The 15,983-nt window shown below is 62.5% G+C and carries 14 protein-coding genes; 9 read left to right on the top strand and 5 right to left on the bottom strand.

The window, feature by feature from the left end; all coding sequences use genetic code 11:
- The first annotated feature begins 103 nt into the window (after positions 1-103).
- Complete coding sequence (locus ACOI7D_RS22465) at positions 104-1,015, top strand: LysR family transcriptional regulator (RefSeq protein ID WP_002914199.1); 912 nt, start codon at positions 104-106, stop codon at positions 1,013-1,015.
- Positions 1,016-1,210: 195 nt separating this feature from the next.
- Here the strand turns inward: ACOI7D_RS22465 and ACOI7D_RS22460 are convergent, their stop codons facing one another.
- A complete protein-coding gene (locus ACOI7D_RS22460) occupies positions 1,211-1,834 on the bottom strand; it encodes a hypothetical protein (protein WP_109547027.1) in 624 nt (207 codons plus the stop codon).
- A gap of 203 nt (positions 1,835-2,037) precedes the next feature.
- Entirely contained in the window at positions 2,038-3,159 is a 1,122-nt protein-coding gene (locus tag ACOI7D_RS22455) for an FAD-dependent oxidoreductase (protein ID WP_109547028.1), read from the bottom strand.
- A gap of 185 nt (positions 3,160-3,344) precedes the next feature.
- Here ACOI7D_RS22455 and ACOI7D_RS22450 point away from each other — a divergent pair, with 185 nt between their 5' ends.
- From ACOI7D_RS22450 to ACOI7D_RS22415, 8 genes are all read left to right on the top strand, one after another.
- Positions 3,345-4,244 (top strand): LysR family transcriptional regulator, encoded by a 900-nt coding sequence (locus ACOI7D_RS22450; RefSeq protein WP_023290720.1) that lies wholly within the window; start codon positions 3,345-3,347, stop codon positions 4,242-4,244.
- A 120-nt stretch (positions 4,245-4,364) separates the two neighbouring features.
- Complete coding sequence (locus ACOI7D_RS22445; protein ID WP_023290719.1) at positions 4,365-5,522, top strand: alpha/beta hydrolase family protein; 1,158 nt, start codon at positions 4,365-4,367, stop codon at positions 5,520-5,522.
- A 22-nt stretch (positions 5,523-5,544) separates the two neighbouring features.
- The gene (locus ACOI7D_RS22440) at positions 5,545-6,465 is read left to right on the top strand and encodes a VOC family protein (RefSeq protein WP_044524437.1); all 921 of its coding nucleotides are present in this window, start codon (positions 5,545-5,547) and stop codon (positions 6,463-6,465) included.
- Positions 6,465-6,824 carry a Rieske (2Fe-2S) protein gene (locus tag ACOI7D_RS22435; RefSeq protein ID WP_023290717.1) on the top strand — a complete coding sequence of 120 codons (360 nt, stop codon included), beginning with the start codon at positions 6,465-6,467 and terminating at the stop codon, positions 6,822-6,824. Before ACOI7D_RS22440 ends, ACOI7D_RS22435 begins: the two co-directional genes overlap by 1 nt.
- Positions 6,802-7,785 (top strand): fumarylacetoacetate hydrolase family protein, encoded by a 984-nt coding sequence (locus tag ACOI7D_RS22430; RefSeq protein WP_064155068.1) that lies wholly within the window; start codon positions 6,802-6,804, stop codon positions 7,783-7,785. The genes ACOI7D_RS22435 and ACOI7D_RS22430 overlap by 23 nt, the downstream gene beginning before the upstream one ends.
- Before the next feature lie 3 nt (positions 7,786-7,788).
- On the top strand, positions 7,789-8,580 hold the full coding sequence (locus ACOI7D_RS22425) for a cyclase family protein (RefSeq protein ID WP_023290715.1): 792 nt from the start codon (positions 7,789-7,791) through the stop codon (positions 8,578-8,580).
- 229 nt (positions 8,581-8,809) lie between these two features.
- Positions 8,810-10,012 (top strand): MFS transporter, encoded by a 1,203-nt coding sequence (locus tag ACOI7D_RS22420; RefSeq protein WP_225608534.1) that lies wholly within the window; start codon positions 8,810-8,812, stop codon positions 10,010-10,012.
- A gap of 197 nt (positions 10,013-10,209) precedes the next feature.
- On the top strand, positions 10,210-11,520 hold the full coding sequence (locus ACOI7D_RS22415) for a carbohydrate porin (RefSeq protein ID WP_043521376.1): 1,311 nt from the start codon (positions 10,210-10,212) through the stop codon (positions 11,518-11,520).
- Positions 11,521-11,656: 136 nt separating this feature from the next.
- Here the strand turns inward: ACOI7D_RS22415 and ACOI7D_RS22410 are convergent, their stop codons facing one another.
- The 3 genes from ACOI7D_RS22410 to ACOI7D_RS22400 are packed head-to-tail and all read right to left on the bottom strand — an operon-like array spanning position 11,657 to position 15,814.
- Positions 11,657-14,101 (bottom strand): beta-glucosidase family protein, encoded by a 2,445-nt coding sequence (locus ACOI7D_RS22410; RefSeq protein ID WP_109547029.1) that lies wholly within the window; start codon positions 14,099-14,101, stop codon positions 11,657-11,659.
- A complete protein-coding gene (locus ACOI7D_RS22405) occupies positions 14,076-14,699 on the bottom strand; it encodes an NADPH-dependent FMN reductase (RefSeq protein ID WP_060591880.1) in 624 nt (207 codons plus the stop codon). Before ACOI7D_RS22405 ends, ACOI7D_RS22410 begins: the two co-directional genes overlap by 26 nt.
- 20 nt (positions 14,700-14,719) lie before the next feature.
- Complete coding sequence (locus tag ACOI7D_RS22400) at positions 14,720-15,814, bottom strand: LLM class flavin-dependent oxidoreductase (protein WP_109547030.1); 1,095 nt, start codon at positions 15,812-15,814, stop codon at positions 14,720-14,722.
- Between the last annotated feature and the right edge of the window lie 169 nt (positions 15,815-15,983).

Here is a 15,983-nt window from a genome sequence, read left to right as displayed (position 1 = left end):
ATCTGACGGATGAAACGTAACAGGAGAGATAGTGCGCAACCCGCGCTGGACTTTACATCGTCTGGCGTAAATACTCAGTTCATTTATTGGTGAACTAAATACGATGCATCACGACGCCAGCCTCAATATTCGCCAGCTGCAGGTTTTCGAGGCGGTGGCCCGCCTGGAGAGCTACAGCCGGGCCCAGCAGGAGCTGGGCATTTCGGTCTCCGCCATCAGCAATGCGATGTCGCAACTGGAGGGGCAGCTCGGCTTCACCCTCTGTCAGCGCGGGCGCGGCGGCTTTTCCTTAACGGAAAAAGGACAGCAGTTTTTACAGCAGGCGATCCGCGTGCTGAGCGAACTCAATGAGCTGGAGCGGCAGTCGGCCCTGCTCAAAGGGGAGCACAGCGGCACCCTGTGCATTTCGACGCTCGACTCCATCGAGACCGAAACGGCGCTCTCGCTGCCGGTGGTCTTGCGCAGCTTCAGCGACAAATTTCCCCATGTGCATATCAAACTGATTATTCGCACCCCGGCGGAGCAACTGAACGGGGTGCTGAACAACCATATCGACCTGGCCATCGGCAGCTACAACTCGCAGGTGCATAACATCATCAGCGAGCCGCTGTATCGCGAGCAGCACTGGCTCTATTGCAGCGATCTGCACCCGATGTTCTTCAGCCGCCAGCTCGATAAAGAGCAGATCAGCCAGTGTCCGCTGGTGACCCGCAGCTACTGGAACACCAGCGATCTCCGCCGCCGGGGCTTCAGCAAAGGCAGCGCCACCGTTGAGACCGTCGACGCCCAGCTGCTGCTGATTCTTTCGGGGAAATATATTGGCTATCTGCCGGAGCATTACGCCTGGCCGTGGATCAAAGAGAACCGCCTGCGGGTGCTGTTGCCCAACGAGTTTGGCTTTCAGTCGCCGTTCTCGGCCATCTGTAAGCGCGGGCGCAGCAATGAACCCTATCTGAAAGCGTTCCGCGATCTGCTGAAGAAGAACACGGTGGCGCGGCCGAAGTGGAATTATTAAGCGGGGCGGGCGCTTCCCTCCGCCGTGGTGGCGGTTTTCGCCCTAAGCGCGCTGCCCGGCGGGGGCGGTTTCCCTGTTCAAAAAACGAACGGCAGCCGGTAGCCCGCCCGGGCTGCGGCTGCCAGGCAACTGCCTCCAGGTTATCCACAGGGTTAGGCGCCGCTGATGTGGACAGGTCGCCTGGCGGCGTGGTCGTTAGCGATTCGCTTTAATGGTTTTTTCCGCGATCGCGATGGTGGAGATTTTGTGCAGGCAGATCAGCGCCAGACAAACCCCGCAGGCGAACAGATAACTTGCCATACAGAATTTTTGCAGACGGGATAAATGATTAATCCGCTCAATCACCGCCGGGCTGGCGAGGCCTTCATAGATGAAAGGCAGAGCCGTTAAGAAGCCGCCAATAAAATAGAGCGCCAGACTGATGACTTCGACGCATTTGCGATAGAGCCAGAAGCGATAGCCCCGCTTTTTCCATTTGAATATCCGCTTTTCATTATTGACGGAAATTAAATGCTGGCATTTGCTGTAATTATCAATATCGCTGACCGGATTTTTGCATTTCAACAGTATTTTTCTTTGTTCCATGGTCAGGTTTTTATCTTTGGTCAGCGCGGCGATACCATATTCGTACGCGATCCGTTGCAGATCGGGGTCGTCGCTGTTTTTATGCAGCGCCGTGGCGAACTCACTGATGTTTTTGCGCGAGGTGAATATTTTATCTTTAGGGAATACCCAGCCAGAACGCACGGCAAAAATTTGAATAATCAGCGGGATAATAGCGATAGCATATTTTAAGATCTCAGTCGGAATAATATTCATCTCCGTATTTTCCTTATCCATGATAAAGGCGGGCTGAAATATACCTTAGCCATCATGATGGAGGGGTGTCAAATATCACGAGGCACGCCGGTATATTTTCCATGGCGAAAGGTGAGCGTCTGGTGAAAGAGGGGAGAGGGCGGTCGTGTCGACGAATGAACAAGAGAATACTCCGCCGGCCTGGCCGGCGGAGGGGGCGTCGTTTATATCGGTCTCGCCGTCAGGGTCATCATATCGCCGATCGCCCGCTGACGGTCAAAATGGCGATCTCGGTGGATCTCGCTCTCGCCCACCTGCAGCGAGGCGGCCCAGATCTGCTGACAGCGCGGCCGGCGGCGGGCGTCAAAATGCGCCAGCGCGGCTGCGACGCTGTCGGTCTGCTGCAGCGCTTCGCGCAGCACGATGGCATCCTCAATCGCCATGCCCGCCCCCTGACCGAGATGCGGGGTGGTAGCGTGAACCGCGTCGCCCACCAGTACGACTCGTCCCTGATACCAGTGATCGTCGACGAATAGCTCCTCCAGCGGCTTATAGACGACCTCGTCGTTGTTAACGATATGCTCCCGCAGGCTCCCCGGTAACCCCGCGCCGGGCGGCAGACGGCGGCGCATCTCTGCCGCCAGCTGGTCGCGGGCGTAGCGGGGGTTATCCGCTTCGTGGGAGGTGATAAACAGATACATCAGATCTTCCCCCAGCGGCACCAGCCCGCAGTTGCAGCTCTCGCCCATAAAGCACATCAGATGGTCCACCTCCGGCGGACGCGGAAAGTTGTAGCGCCAAACGCCCTGACCGGTAAAGCGGGGACGATAGCGCTCGCCATACAGCATGCCGCGCACCCGGGAGTAGATCCCGTCGGCGCCTACCAGCAGATCGTAGCGCCCCTGGCCGCCGCGGCTGAAGCTCACCTCCACGGCATCGTCAACCTGACGAAAGGCGTCAATACTCTCGCCAGTGGTCAGTCGGACCCCCAGCTCCCGGGCGGTGGAACAGAGGACGTTGTGCAGGGCCAGGCGGGAGATGCCGACGTTGGCCGGGAACTGTTCACCCGCCAGCCGCTGGCCGGGAAAGCTGGCCAGCTGGTGGCCGCTCAGGGTGTGCACTGAGACGCTGTCAAACGGCCAGGCGGCGTCCAGATAGCGTTCCAGCACCCCAAGCCGCTGCATTTCCCGCACGACATTGTTCTGCTGAATGATACCGACGCCGTAGACCCGCCACTGCGGCTGGATCTCCACCACGTCGACGGCGACGCCGGCCTGGCGGAGGGCGATGGCGGTGCACAGACCGCCGATGCCGCCGCCAACAATTAATACGTTATTGATGTTCATCGTAGCTGTTTTCTCCAGGGTACAGAGTAGAGGACGTTAACCAGGCCAACGGCGCGCTGACTAATCGCGATAAAGAATGATCGCTATCGCAAAAAACGATATCGCCGTGGAAATTGAAAACAAAAAGTTGCAGAAAAGTTAAATTAAGCCACAGGATAAGCACGCCATTTCTCGCCGGGGGACCCATGCGTTACCAACATCTTGATCTGAACTTACTGGTGGCACTGGATGTGTTACTCGATGAACAGAACATCACCCGCGCCGCGGGCCGGTTGCATATGACCCAGTCTGCCACCAGCGGGGTGCTCAACCGGCTACGCACCTACTTTGAGGACGATCTGCTCACCCAGGTGGGCAGAAAGATGCGGCCCACGCCGCTGGCGGAAGAGCTGCGGGAGCCGGTCCGCGACGTGCTGATGAAAATTCAGACCTCCATTGCCCGCCGGCCGGTGGATGAGCCGGCAACCAGTAAGCGCCATTTCCGCATTATGGCCTCGGATTACGTTATCAACGTGATGCTGAAGGATGCGCTGCAGGCGGTACACCTGCAGGCGCCGAATATGACCTTTGAGTTTTTCTCGCCGGACGCCCAGTCCACCGGCATGCTCAACCGCGGCGAGCTGGATATCATCGTGGCGCCGGAGCGTTTTATGGCCGCCGACCATCCCGCCGAAGCGCTGTTTGACGAAGAGTTTGTCTGCCTGGCCTGGGCGGACAATCCCCACACCGGCGAGGCGCTGACCCTTGAAGCCTGGCAACAGCTGGGGCACGTGTCGGTGGTCTTTGGCCGCGAGCGGCAGCCGGGGCTGGAGGGCAATCTGTTTGCCGAGTCGGGGCTGAGCCGCCGTATCGAGGTGGTGACCCACAGCTACCACTGCGTTCCGCAGCTGCTGATCGGCACCTCGCGGATCGCCACGCTGCACCGGCGGCTGGCGGAGCAGTACGCGGCGATGCTGCCGCTGCGTCTTTTCCCGGTCCCGGTGACGCTGCCGGTCATGCGCGAATTTATCGGCTGGCACCGCTCGCTGGATAATGATCCTATCTTCGGCTGGCTGAAAGCGAAAATCGTCGCCAGCGCACGCTAACCCACTGGTATTGCTCCCGTCGATACCTGACATCCTGAGACATGATTGGTCGCCCGCAGGTGCTTTATGTGACAGTGCCTGCGCTACAGCGATTGCGACTGAATGTTGAAGGATGACCCTATGTTTCGCTATTTCCCTAAAAACTATGTCTGGAACCTGTCGGTGGATCTCTCCATCGAGATGGGCGCCCGCATCGGTGAGATCGAAGAGATGTGCGCGCCGCTATTGGCCGCGTCCGAGCATCCCGACGCCGAAGGCACCCGCGCGTTCCGGGAAACCTGGTCCCGCATGGCCGATAAATTATGCGCGCTGGCCGGCGAAGATGAGGCGCGGGGGCGGCGGCTGTCGGCAGGAGAGAAATATCTTCGGGCGGCCAACTATTACCTGACCTGCGAGCGCCTGCAGGCGCATGGCGCGCCGGACCGCGATGCGCTGTACCGCCGCTTTCTCGATGTCTTTGCCGCCGGGCTGCACCATACCCATGCCAACTGTCAGCGGGTGACTATTCCCTACGAGGGCAAAACCCTGTCGGCGCTTTACGTCCGCGCTGAAGGGGCGACCGGCCGCGCGCCGCTGCTGGTGCAGGTCAACGGTCTCGACTCCACCAAAGAGATGAAATATCTGGTGGGGCTGCCGCAGTGGCTGGCGCGGCGCGGGGTCTCCTCGCTGGTGGTCGACCAGCCGGGAACCGGCGAAGCGCTGCGTCTTCACGGCATGCAGGCCCGCTATGACAGCGAGCACTGGGCCAGCCGGATCGTTGACTGGCTGGAACAGCACCCGGAGGTGGATGCCGGGCGCATCGGCATGGAAGGGGTCTCGCTGGGCGGCTATTACTGCCCGCGGGCGGTGGCGTTTGAGCCGCGCTTCGCCTGCGGCGTGGTGTGGGGCGCCAATCACGACTGGCGGGAGGTACAGCAGCGCCGCCGCGAACGCGAAGGCGATTTTCCGGTACCGCACTACTGGCAGCATGTGCGCTGGGTGTGGGGGGGCGAGGATATCGACGCTTTTATGCGCATCGCGGAGAACGTCCATCTCGACGGCATTCTCGACCGCATACGGGTGCCTTTCCTCGTCACCCATGGTGAAAAGGACTCGCAGATCCCGGTGAAATGGGCGCAGCGCACCTACGACCAGCTGGTGAACAGCCCGCGCCGCGAGCTGAAAATTTTTACTGACCGCGAGGGCGGTGTGCAGCACTCCAGCTTCGACAACTCGATTAACGCCGGGCACTACATCGCTGACTGGGTGGCGGAAGCCCTCGGCGGCAGGGTGGCCTGAACACGCATAAGGAACAACCGCGATGAATATTCTTGGTCCGGATTATCTGGTATTTGGCGTCGATGACCTGGCGGGCTGCCGACAGTTTCTTCTCGACTACGGTTTACGCGAGCAGGAGAACGGTTTCTTTAGCGCGCTGGATGGCACCGGGGTGCTGCTGCGGGAGCGTGACGATCCGTCGCTGCCCGCGGCGCTGCCCAGCGGCAGCCAGCTGCGGGAAACCGTCTATGGCGTGGCGGATAGCGCCACCCTTGAGGCGATCGCCGAGACGCTGCGCCGCGATCGCGAGGTGAAGCTCGGCGCCGACGGCGTGCTGCGCTGCGTCGATGATGCCGGCTTTGCCCTCGGGTTTCGCGTCAGCCAGCGTCAGCCGCTGCAGCGGGAAGGGGAGAAAATCAACGCCCCGGGGGATCGCGCCGGGCGGCCGGTCAACCAGACCGGGGCCAGCGCTGACATGGCGGCAGAGCCGCGCTCGCTCTCCCATGTGGTCTATTTTGTGCCGGACGCCGCGCGCGCGGAAGCCTTCTATCAACGGCTGGGCTTTGTCTGTACCGATCGCTTCACCCACGTCGGCCCCTTCCTGCGGCCCGCCGGCACCCAGGATCACCATACCCTGTTTCTGATCCAGGCCCCGCCGTTTATGACCGGTATTGAACACTTTACCTTTCATCTCGGCGGCCCCACCGAGCTGATGATGGCCGGCAGCCGCTTTCAGCAGAAGGGATATCAGACCTTCTGGGGGCCGGGGCGCCATCAGCTGGGATCGAACTGGTTCTGGTACTTCAACAGCCCGCTCGGGTGTCACATCGAATACGACGCCGATATGGATCAGCACGATGACCACTGGCAGCCGCGCGAAGCGCTGCCGGGAGCCGATAACTCGCAATATTTCCTGCTGGGGTATCGCGAGAAGTGGGCCCCCGGTCCGGATAACGCCCGCTGATGGTTCGCCTGTGCCGTGCCGACAGCCTGGCCGAGGGCCAGGCGCGGGGATTTGACCCTACGGGCAGCGGGCAGGCGACGGTGATTGCCTGCCGCTATCAGGGAACGCTCTATCTGTGGCGTAACCGCTGTCCGCATCTGGATACCCCGATGAACTGGCGGCAGGACGCTTTTTTCAACGCCCGGGGCGACCGGCTGGTCTGCTTCGCCCACGGGGCGATTTTTATGCCGGACAGCGGCCTCTGCGTGCAGGGCGCCTGCGTAGGCCAACGTCTGAGTCCGCTGGCTGGCGAGGTGGACGCCGACGGCTGGCTCTGTCTGCTGGAGGAGGCAGGTCATGAAACTGGCAACACGAGATAACGGTGAACGCGACGGCTGCCTGGTGGTGGTCTCGGGCGATTTGACGCTGATGGCCGATGCGGCGGATATCGCTCCGACGCTTCAGCAGGCGCTGGAGCAGGCCGCGCGGGTCTGGCCTGCGCTGCAGGCGCGCTATCAGGCGCTCAATGCGCGCCGCTACCCGGCTGCGCAGCCCTATGATCCCCGGCGCCTGCTGGCGCCGCTGCCCCGCGCCTGGCAGTGGCTGGACGGTTCGGCCTTCCTCAGCCATGGCGAGCGCATGCAGCGGGCCTTTCATCTGCCGCCGATTGCCGGCGCCGACCAGACGCCGCTGATGTATCAGGGCAGCGGGGACGACTTTCTTGCCCCCCACGCCGGGATAGTCTGCCGCCGGGTCGAGGACGGTCTCGACTTTGAGGGCGAGTTCGCGGTGGTGGTGGACGAGGTGCCGCAGGGTTGCTCGCCGCAGCAGGCGCTGAGCTGTATCCGCCTGATCGTCTTGCTCAACGATATCAGTCTGCGGGCGCTGGCGCCGCGCGAGATGCAGACCGGGTTTGGTTTTATTCACGCCAAACCCGCCTCGGCCTTTGCGCCGGTGGCCCTTACCCCGGATGAACTGGGAGAGGCCTGGCAGCACGGGCGGGCGGCGCTGACGCTGCAGGTGACCCGCAATGGCGAGCCGTTTGGCTGCCAGTCGGGCAGCGAGATGCATTTCCATTTTGGCGAACTGATTGCCCATGCGGCGCAGACCCGCCGCCTGCGCGCCGGGACGGTGGTGGGTTCCGGTACGGTTTCCGGGCCGGACGCCAGCCGCGGCGCCAGCTGTATCGCCGAGGCGCGGGCCATAGAGATGCTGGCCTTCGGCGAGCCGCGCACGCCGTTTTTGTCCCCGGGGGAGCGGGTGACGATGGAAGCCCACGCCCCCGATGGCCGGCCACTGTTTGGCGTGCTGGATCAACATGTTGTGATGTTAACGGAGTAAACCATGATCAATCTTTTACAGGGGCGTCGGCTGATCGACCTCTCCGTCACCCTGGATAACAATCCCTGGACCGACCCGCCGCCGCTGCTGCCGAACATTGAGTATCAGGATCATCAGCAGGGATGGCCGGAAATGGCGGCGATGTTTCCGGGACTGGAAAAAACGCAGATGCCGGGAGAGGAGGCCTGGGCCTCGGAGCGTCTGACCGTGACGCCGCACAATGGCACCCATATGGATGCTCCCTGGCACTATAGCTCAACCACCAACGGCGGCGAACCGGCGTTTGGTATCGATGAGCTGCCGCTGGAGTGGTGCCTGCGCCCCGGCGTCCGGCTGGATTTTCGCCATGTCGCCGACGGGGCGATTCTGCAGCCGGAGGATCTGCAGCGCGAGCTGGCGCGGATCGATTATCGCCTGTCGCCGCTGGATATCGTGTTAATCAATACCGCCGCCGGCGCCCGCTACGGCCAGCCGGATTATCTGCAGCGCGGCTGCGGCATTGGCCGGGCGGCAACGCTGTGGCTGCTGGAGCAGGGGGTACGAGTGGTCGGCACCGACGCCTGGAGCTGGGATGCGCCCTTCCACTTTACCCGCGAACGCTTTCAGGCCAGCGGCGACGCCGGGCTGATCTGGGAAGGACATAAAGCCGGCAGGGAGATCGCCTATGGGCAAATGGAGAAGTTGAGCAATCTGGAGCAGCTTCCCGACCACGGCTTCTGGGTGAGCTGTTTTCCCTACAAGATCCGCCGCGGCTCGGCCGGTTTTATCCGCGCGGTGGCGATTGTCGACGCCTGAGGGAGTTGATGGTTATGTTAATTTAATGTGAATGCATTGTATTAATTGTGATAGCAATCGCAGTCCATGCCACCTGCATCCGGTAGGGTAGAACGGTATGTGTGCTGAGTTCGCTGCGGCGTGTTCAGCCAGGATACCGGGGCGACAGAGCGCCTTTCTTTATCGATAAAAAATAGAACTGTAATTCATATTCTAAATAAAGAGCAGTGACGGAGAGCGGAAGATGGTGATGCACAAGGTTTCAGCAACCCCGCGCGAGGCGGGGGCCGTACAGGCGATTTTACTGATGTTGGCGGCCCTGTTGCCGATCATGGGGACCTTGACCATGCTGCCGGTGATGCCGCTCCTGTTCGGCCATTTTGCCGCGCAGCCGCACGCCCAGCTGCTGGTGCCGATGATCATCACCATTCCGGCGGTGAGCATGGCGCTGCTGGCTCCGCTGGCGGGGAGGGTGGGCGATCGCCTGAGCCGTCGTCGCCTGCTGATTGCCGCCACCGCTCTGTACGCGGGGTTTGGCCTGCTGCCGGTGATGCTCGACGATCTGTATGCCATTCTGCTGGCGCGGCTGGTGATGGGCATCGCCGACGCCTTTATTCTTACCACCGCCAATGCGCTGATTGGCGACTACTTTGCCGGCGAGGCGCGCAGCAAATGGCTGGCGGTGCAGAGCGGCATCGGTTCGATACTGTCGACGCTGATCGTGCTGGGCGCTGGCCTGCTGGGCACCCTGGGCTGGTATGGCCCGATCTACCTGTATGCGCTGGCGATCCCGGTCTTTATCGGCCTGTGCCTGTTCACCGCTGAGCCGGCGACCCGCCGTCGCGCGGACAGCGTCGCTGACGAGGAGCCTGTCGCTTTTCCACGGCGCAAAATGGCGACGATCGGTCTGATTACGCTCGCCAGCGCGATCCTCTACTTTCTCGAGCCGCTGCAGATAAGCCAGGTGTTCAGTCAGCTCGGCCTGACCTCCAGCAGCCAGATCGGCATCGCCACCGCCGTTGCGGGCATTGGCGTGCCGCTGGGCGCCTGGCTGTATGGCCGTAGCGCCAGGCAGCGTGTCGACAGGCAGTTTTTCCTTTTTTACGCCATTTTTGGCCTCGGTCTGCTGTTTATCGCCGTGGCCCACAATCCGCTGGCCGGCGTGGCGGCAGCGTTCGTCGCGCAGGTTGGTAACGGAATGCTGATCCCTCTGATGCTGGCCTGGATGTTGGAAGCCCTGCCGGCGCCGCACCGGGCGACGGGGATCGGTATCTGGCACACCTTCTTTTTCCTCGGCATGTTCATCAGCCCGGTTCTGATGACCTTGCTGAACGGCATGACCGGCAGCATGCAGGACAGCCTGCTGCTGTTTGCGCTGCTGACGCTGGCTATCGCCGGCGCGACGGGTATCGCCAGCGCCCGGATGGGGGGCCGCCGCGCGCTGGCTCGTTAATTTCACCTGACGACATAATTACCACACGCCCGCCGGTCTCCCGGCGGGAAGGGGAGGCCATTATTTAGAAAAAGCGTACACCTTATTTAGCGTTAACTTTCAGCCTAATTAATCCCTGTAAATAAACGTATTGTGACTAATTTATTTTTCACGATATGGCGCATCTTACCTGCAAAAAATAAAAATGAGGGTTTATTATGAGTCTCTGCTGTACCGACGTAAGTAAGAAAATAGTGTTTCCACTTTCGGCGCTGACGCTGGCGATATTCTCCAGTACCGCGCTGGCCGATACCTGGACCTGTGAGCAACTGGATAAACTGAATACCCGCTCCGCGCAGGTCGTCAGCCCTCCGTCGACCTGCGAATCGCTCATCGGCGATATTGGCGGCTTTCGCAGCGCGCTGGCCGACCGCGGGTGGGGCGTCCAGTTAAGCTGGAACCCGATGGTGATGTACGATCTGAAAGGCCAGTCCGCTGACCCGCAACAATATGCCGGGCAGAATTTTACCTGGTCGCAAAATATGTCGCTGAACGTCACCTACGATTTAAGCCGAATTGGTTTTAGCAAAGACGCGCAATTTACCTTTTCTCCCCAGTGGGCGACCTCGAATTATCATGATAGCTATCCGGAACTGCATAATATTGCGGTGCTGGCGGTGAACCAGCCCTTATTAAACGGCCAGCTGGAACTGCAGTATGGTTTTTATCCGTTAATTCGTCAGTTTTACGGCATGGTGCTGGGGGGGAACTCCTCCTCAGCCGCGCTGGGGCCGACCAGCGTGATCCCGGTGCAGGTGGGGATCAGCCTCAACGCGCCGACGCCGACCTTCACCGCCATCGTCCGCGACAGCGATAAGAAGTTCTATAACAACTTTGCCGTCAGCCGCAGTATGTCGCCTGCCGGACATCTCGACGACGTGGAGCAGAACCCCTCGGGGCTGAAATGGCACGTCGATGGCGCCAACCCGATCCTGGTGAATGAGTTTGGCTTTAAGCAGGCGGCGGGCGAGTCGCAGCGATCGCTGTGGTTCCGCGCCGGGGCTATCTATAACACCTCGCACTACCAGTATTTTGACCAGCCCGGCGACAGCAGTAGTAACTATGCGTTCTACGTCGCCAACACCATGCAGCTGACCCAGCCGAAAAAAGGGCTTCCGCTGGGGCTGTATCTCGATGTGAAAGCGGACTACGCGCCGGACGATCGCAATGCTTACACCAGCGACTTCCAGGTGACCTTCTTTGACATCGGCCTGTTTCCCGGCCGCGAGCAGGATATGACCTCGCTGGGCTACACCCGCTCCTTTATCAGTAAGAAGTTCCGCGATTATGTCGGCGAGGCGGGGATGGAGGCGCCGCAGAGCATCAATGCCATCTCCCTGTCGCACGCCCTGCGCGTGACGAAAGGTATTTACTGGATCAACGGTATCACCTGGCAGGATAACCCGACGCTGGTGCCGAAGCATGAGTCGGCGGTCCTCTGGCAGTCCTCGATGTACTGGAACTTCTGACACCGATCGCCTCAGGCTTTTAACCCCGCCCGCCGGTACGCCGCCGCCGGGCGGTTTTTTTTTCGTGAATTGGCTGGCGCAGGAATAAAAAAAGAGGGCCGGCACGTTGCCGACCCTCTTTGACATCGATCCGGGCTTAGCCCCGGTGGCTGATTTTCCCGTCGGGAGTCAGCACGAAATCGAAGGTTGCCCGGATATCGTCGCTGGCGAAACCCACCGCCAGCTGCCAGGGGCCGCAGGCCAGGCGCCATTCCTGGGCTGGCACCTGCCAGCGCTGCAGCGCGTGACGCGGCAGGGCAAGGGTCAGGGCGACTTCCTCGTGCGCCGGGACGCTGACCGCCGCAAACTCCGCCAGCGCCGACCAGGCCGTCTCCGGCCCCCGCAGGTAGAGCTGGACCACTGCTTTTCCGGCGCGGGCGGCGCGGTTTTCCAGCCGGCAGCGCAGCTGCAGAGCATCCACCTCGTCGCCTGTCAGCGCGGCGGCGCTCAGGGTGATATCGGCATACCCCAGACCGTGACCAAAGGACCAGGCGGCGGGGCGTTCGCGGGCGTTAAACCAGCGATAGCCCACCTGCTGGCGCTCGTGGTACCAGAGGTCCCCTGCGGCGTCCGGCGTCAGGCTGCGCACCGGATAGTCGTCCAGACGCTGGGCGAAGGTCACCGGCAGGCGACCGCCAGGCTCACGATCCCCGGCCAGCACCGAGGCCAGCGCCGGGCCAAACTCCTGGCCCGGATACCAGACGACCATGACCGCCGCCGCGTCGGCGAGACACCCGGTATCCACCGGATGGGCGACGTTGAGCACCACCACCGTCCGCGGATTCGCCGCGCAGACGGCGCGGATCAGGGCGACCTGATGCGCCGGCAGCGCGGTAGCGTCCCGGTCGATGCTCTCCAGACCGGCATCGGCCGTTTCGCCGATCACCAGCACCACGCTGTCGGCCGCCCGGGCATGGTCGACCGCCTGCTGCAGCAGGTCGATGGTTTGCGGGGGCTGGCAGCCGAACCAGATGCCGTGGGCGATACTGCTGCCCAGCGCCATCTCGGCCCGGAAGGTCAGGGTTTCCCCCGCCTGCAGCGGGAAGTCGAGACGGGTATGCGGGGCTTGCATCAGCTTGCCCATGATATCCCCCTCCAGCGCCTCGCCGTTAAAGGTCGCCATACGCTCGCCGTTCAGCTGCAGGGCGATCTCCCCGGTGCCGCCGATCCAGAAGCCGTAGCGGCCGCTCACCGGCGCGGTGAACTGGCAGCTTACCGTCACGGTGGCGCGTTCGGTCAGGCGCAGCATGTCGCCGACGCCCGGCATATCGCGGAACCAGATCAGCGAGGAGGCGTCGCGTACCTCCTGATGAACCACGCCCCCGTCGGCGGTGGCGTAGGCAACGTCCAGGCCGCGCTCGCCGGAGGCGGTGCGCAGCGGCAGATGATGCAGAGGCGGGATGCGGTAATCGCTCTCCACCCCCTGGGCATAGCTTATTTCGACCCCGGCGGCGGAAAAGCGCTGGCGAATGGCCTCCAGAGGTGAGATCAGCCCCGGCATCAGCGCCACTCTGGCAAAGGTCCCGCCCTGGAAGCAGGGCGTCGTGGCGTTGGGGCCAATCACCGCCAGCCGCTGTCCCGCCTGCGCGGCGAGGGGCAGCAGCCGCTGGCGATTGTGCAGCAGGACAAACCCCGCCGCCGCCGCCTCTTCGAGGGTGTGACGCCGCTGCGCCTCGGCGGCGGCAGAGCCATCCCAGGGCAGGGGATGGCTGACCCGTTCGGCCAGCCGCGCCAGCCGGACGGCGGCATCGTCCAGCCGCCGGGCGTCGCTGTCGGTGTCCATCAGCGCGGGCAGCAGGCGCTCGCCCATATGGCGGGCCGGGCCCGGCATCTCCAGATCCAGCCCGGCGCGGAAGCTGGCCGGGCCGTTCTGGGTGCCGAACCAGTCGGACATCACCAGCCCGTCCCAGCCGAGATCGCGCTTCAGCCACTGGCTGATGGCCTGATGCTGTTCGGCGCAATAGATCCCGTTCACCCGGTTATAGGCGGTCAGCATGCCCCAGACGCCGCGGCTGGCCGCCACTTCGAACGGCCAGAAATAGACTTCGCGCAGGGTGGCTTCATCGACGACCACGTTCATGGTCCGCCGATCGGTTTCCGAATCGTTGCAGACCATATGCTTGACGATGCAGCCTACCCCCTGGCGCTGGACGCCGTCGATCCACGCCGCGCCGAGCTCGGCGATATGCCGCGGGTCTTCGCCGAAAAGCTCAAACGCGCGGCCGGCAAGGGGGCTGCGCAACAGGTTCAGGTTAGGCGCCAGCAGCGCCTGCGTTCCGGTGCGCAGCGCCTCCTCGCCGATGACGCCGCCAACCCGGCTGACCAGCTGGCGGTCCCAGCTGGCGCCAAGCGCCAGTCCGCAGGGGCTGAGCAGGGCAATATCCCGCTCGTCAACCCGGCCGCCGGTGATCCCCATCGGGCCGTCGGACAGGGTGACTGAACCCAGCGTGGAGTGGGGGATAGGGTGGGTGGACCACATCCCCATCCCGGCGGTGAGCCGCGCTTTTTCGGCAACGCTAAGCGACAGACTGAGCGCAGGCATCGGCATGTCTCCGTAAGGGGGCGGCGGGGGCGAAGGCCAGCGCCTGTTCGGCTACGATGGCCAGCGCGCGCTGGACCGCGTCGTCGGTGCAGCGGCCCTCGCTGTCGAACAGCGACACGCCGGCGGTGTTGAGGGTCACCCCCAGCGGAGTCGGCCAGCCGCGCAGGGCGTGAACGATCCCGCGCATGGCGCCGAGGGTAGTGTTGCAACCCTGCCAGCCGGCGGCGGTGACGATGCAGCCCACCGCGCGGCCATCAAGATAGACCCGGCTGTCGCCGCGCAAATCTTCCAGCAGGTCGATGGCGTTCTTCACCAGGCCAGACACCCCGCCGTGGTAGCCCGGCGAGGCCAGCAGAATGCCGTCGGCCTGGCGCACGGCGTCGACAAACGCCGTTTCCTGCGGCGTGCGGGTGGTGACTTCCGGGTTAAACGGCGGCAGGGCCGCCAGTTCAGCGCCGCCGAACAGTTGGGTCTGCGCGCCGAGCGTGCGGGCGTGGGCCAGCGCGGCGGCGAGGGCGCGCTCGGTGCTGGAGCCCGGGCGGGTGGTGCCGCCGATGCCGATCAGCAGCGGCGGGCGTGAGAAAGCAGGTTTATTCATAGCAGGATCTCCCGGTCGGATTAGCGAAAGCGCGGCAGGATCTGGTCCGCAAACAACGAGATCGACTGCTGGCTCAGGCGCAGGCGCTCCTCGGTCAGCGGGCCGTTGGTGAAGCCGAGCAGCACGTTGCCGATGCCCAGCTGCTGATGGCGTTCCAGCTCCTCGGCGACGGTCTCCGGGCTGCCGTACAGGCACCAGGTTTTGATCCACTCTTCGCTGAAACAGTCCGGATGGCGGTGCAGCGTAACGCTGCTGAACTCTTCCGCCCGCTTGTTGTACTCATATTCCCGGTCGATGGCCTGCTGGTACCAGCCCATGATCTGCAGCATCTCTTCGCGGGCCTGCTCGTCGGTGGGGGCGATATGGACGCACTGCCAGGTGTGGGTGGTCCACGAGAGGCAGTGGTTCACCACCTCGTCGCTATGGCCGGCGTTAAGCAGGGCATCGCGGTAGCGGGTGAAATAGTGGGTCAGCTGGCCAAACGGATCGTTGCTGGCCGGGATCGGCGGAGTAAACGCGGGAATAAAGGCCGGCCAGCCGTTATCGGCGGCGCGCTGCATGCTGGTTTCACGCAGCGCCACCGGCATAATGCGGTTGAACGGTTTTTGCCAGGGGGCAGGAACGATGCGCTGGACTACCGCGCCCTTATAGTGGCCGGTTTCGAAAATGATCGGATCGTCTTCAATATTTTTCTCCCACAGCCGCTGGACCAGATCGAGGTTCTCCTGCAGCAGGCTTGAGGCGTCCTTGTAGTTCACGCCAAAGCCGATCATCTCTTCCGGCGTGGTGCCGCTGCCGATGCCCACCAGCAGGCGGCCTTCGGTGAGTTGATCCAGCAGGTTAACGCGCTCGGCGAAGCGCACCGGGTGGTGCAGCGGGACGGTGGTCACCGACATGCCGAAGTGGATCTTTTTCAGCTGGCCGGCCAGGTAAGCGGCGAAGACAAACGGATCGCTGGACATCGGCGCATAGCCGGTGAAGTGATGGTCTGGCATAAAGACCGCATCGAAGCCGCGATCTTCGGCCTGGCGCGCATGATCGATCAGCGACTGCATGACAAAACGATCCTGCTCGGGGGCGGTGGAACGGCCGACGAGGAAAACAGAGAAACGCATAGCAACTCCTGGGTTGTGTGGTGGTTGTTATTATTAAATAGAACTAGAATTATGATTCTAGTTGTTTATCAAAGAATGAAAATGACCGCCATCACACTTTTGCCACATCGCCGACGGGGGAGTCGGGTGGGCAATTTGCAGCGTGGTCGCTAACTGCAATACACTGCGG

It is taken from the genome of Klebsiella sp. C360 (assembly GCF_048822415.1).
Lineage (GTDB): Bacteria > Pseudomonadota > Gammaproteobacteria > Enterobacterales > Enterobacteriaceae > Klebsiella > Klebsiella quasipneumoniae.
Note: the sequence above shows the minus strand (reverse complement) of the source record. Positions and strands in the feature narration are given on the sequence as shown.

What these genes read in the sequence shown, in the direction of transcription:
- ACOI7D_RS22465 (WP_002914199.1), top strand. Translation starts at nt 104, where the DNA reads ATGCATCACGACGCCAGCCTCAATATTCGCCAGCTGCAGGTTTTCGAG.
- ACOI7D_RS22460 (WP_109547027.1), bottom strand. Translation starts at nt 1,834, where the DNA reads ATGAATATTATTCCGACTGAGATCTTAAAATATGCTATCGCTATTATC.
- ACOI7D_RS22455 (WP_109547028.1), bottom strand. Translation starts at nt 3,159, where the DNA reads ATGAACATCAATAACGTATTAATTGTTGGCGGCGGCATCGGCGGTCTG.
- ACOI7D_RS22450 (WP_023290720.1), top strand. Translation starts at nt 3,345, where the DNA reads ATGCGTTACCAACATCTTGATCTGAACTTACTGGTGGCACTGGATGTG.
- ACOI7D_RS22445 (WP_023290719.1), top strand. Translation starts at nt 4,365, where the DNA reads ATGTTTCGCTATTTCCCTAAAAACTATGTCTGGAACCTGTCGGTGGAT.
- ACOI7D_RS22440 (WP_044524437.1), top strand. Translation starts at nt 5,545, where the DNA reads ATGAATATTCTTGGTCCGGATTATCTGGTATTTGGCGTCGATGACCTG.
- ACOI7D_RS22435 (WP_023290717.1), top strand. Translation starts at nt 6,465, where the DNA reads ATGGTTCGCCTGTGCCGTGCCGACAGCCTGGCCGAGGGCCAGGCGCGG.
- ACOI7D_RS22430 (WP_064155068.1), top strand. Translation starts at nt 6,802, where the DNA reads ATGAAACTGGCAACACGAGATAACGGTGAACGCGACGGCTGCCTGGTG.
- ACOI7D_RS22425 (WP_023290715.1), top strand. Translation starts at nt 7,789, where the DNA reads ATGATCAATCTTTTACAGGGGCGTCGGCTGATCGACCTCTCCGTCACC.
- ACOI7D_RS22420 (WP_225608534.1), top strand. Translation starts at nt 8,810, where the DNA reads ATGCACAAGGTTTCAGCAACCCCGCGCGAGGCGGGGGCCGTACAGGCG.
- ACOI7D_RS22415 (WP_043521376.1), top strand. Translation starts at nt 10,210, where the DNA reads ATGAGTCTCTGCTGTACCGACGTAAGTAAGAAAATAGTGTTTCCACTT.
- ACOI7D_RS22410 (WP_109547029.1), bottom strand. Translation starts at nt 14,101, where the DNA reads ATGCCTGCGCTCAGTCTGTCGCTTAGCGTTGCCGAAAAAGCGCGGCTC.
- ACOI7D_RS22405 (WP_060591880.1), bottom strand. Translation starts at nt 14,699, where the DNA reads ATGAATAAACCTGCTTTCTCACGCCCGCCGCTGCTGATCGGCATCGGC.
- ACOI7D_RS22400 (WP_109547030.1), bottom strand. Translation starts at nt 15,814, where the DNA reads ATGCGTTTCTCTGTTTTCCTCGTCGGCCGTTCCACCGCCCCCGAGCAG.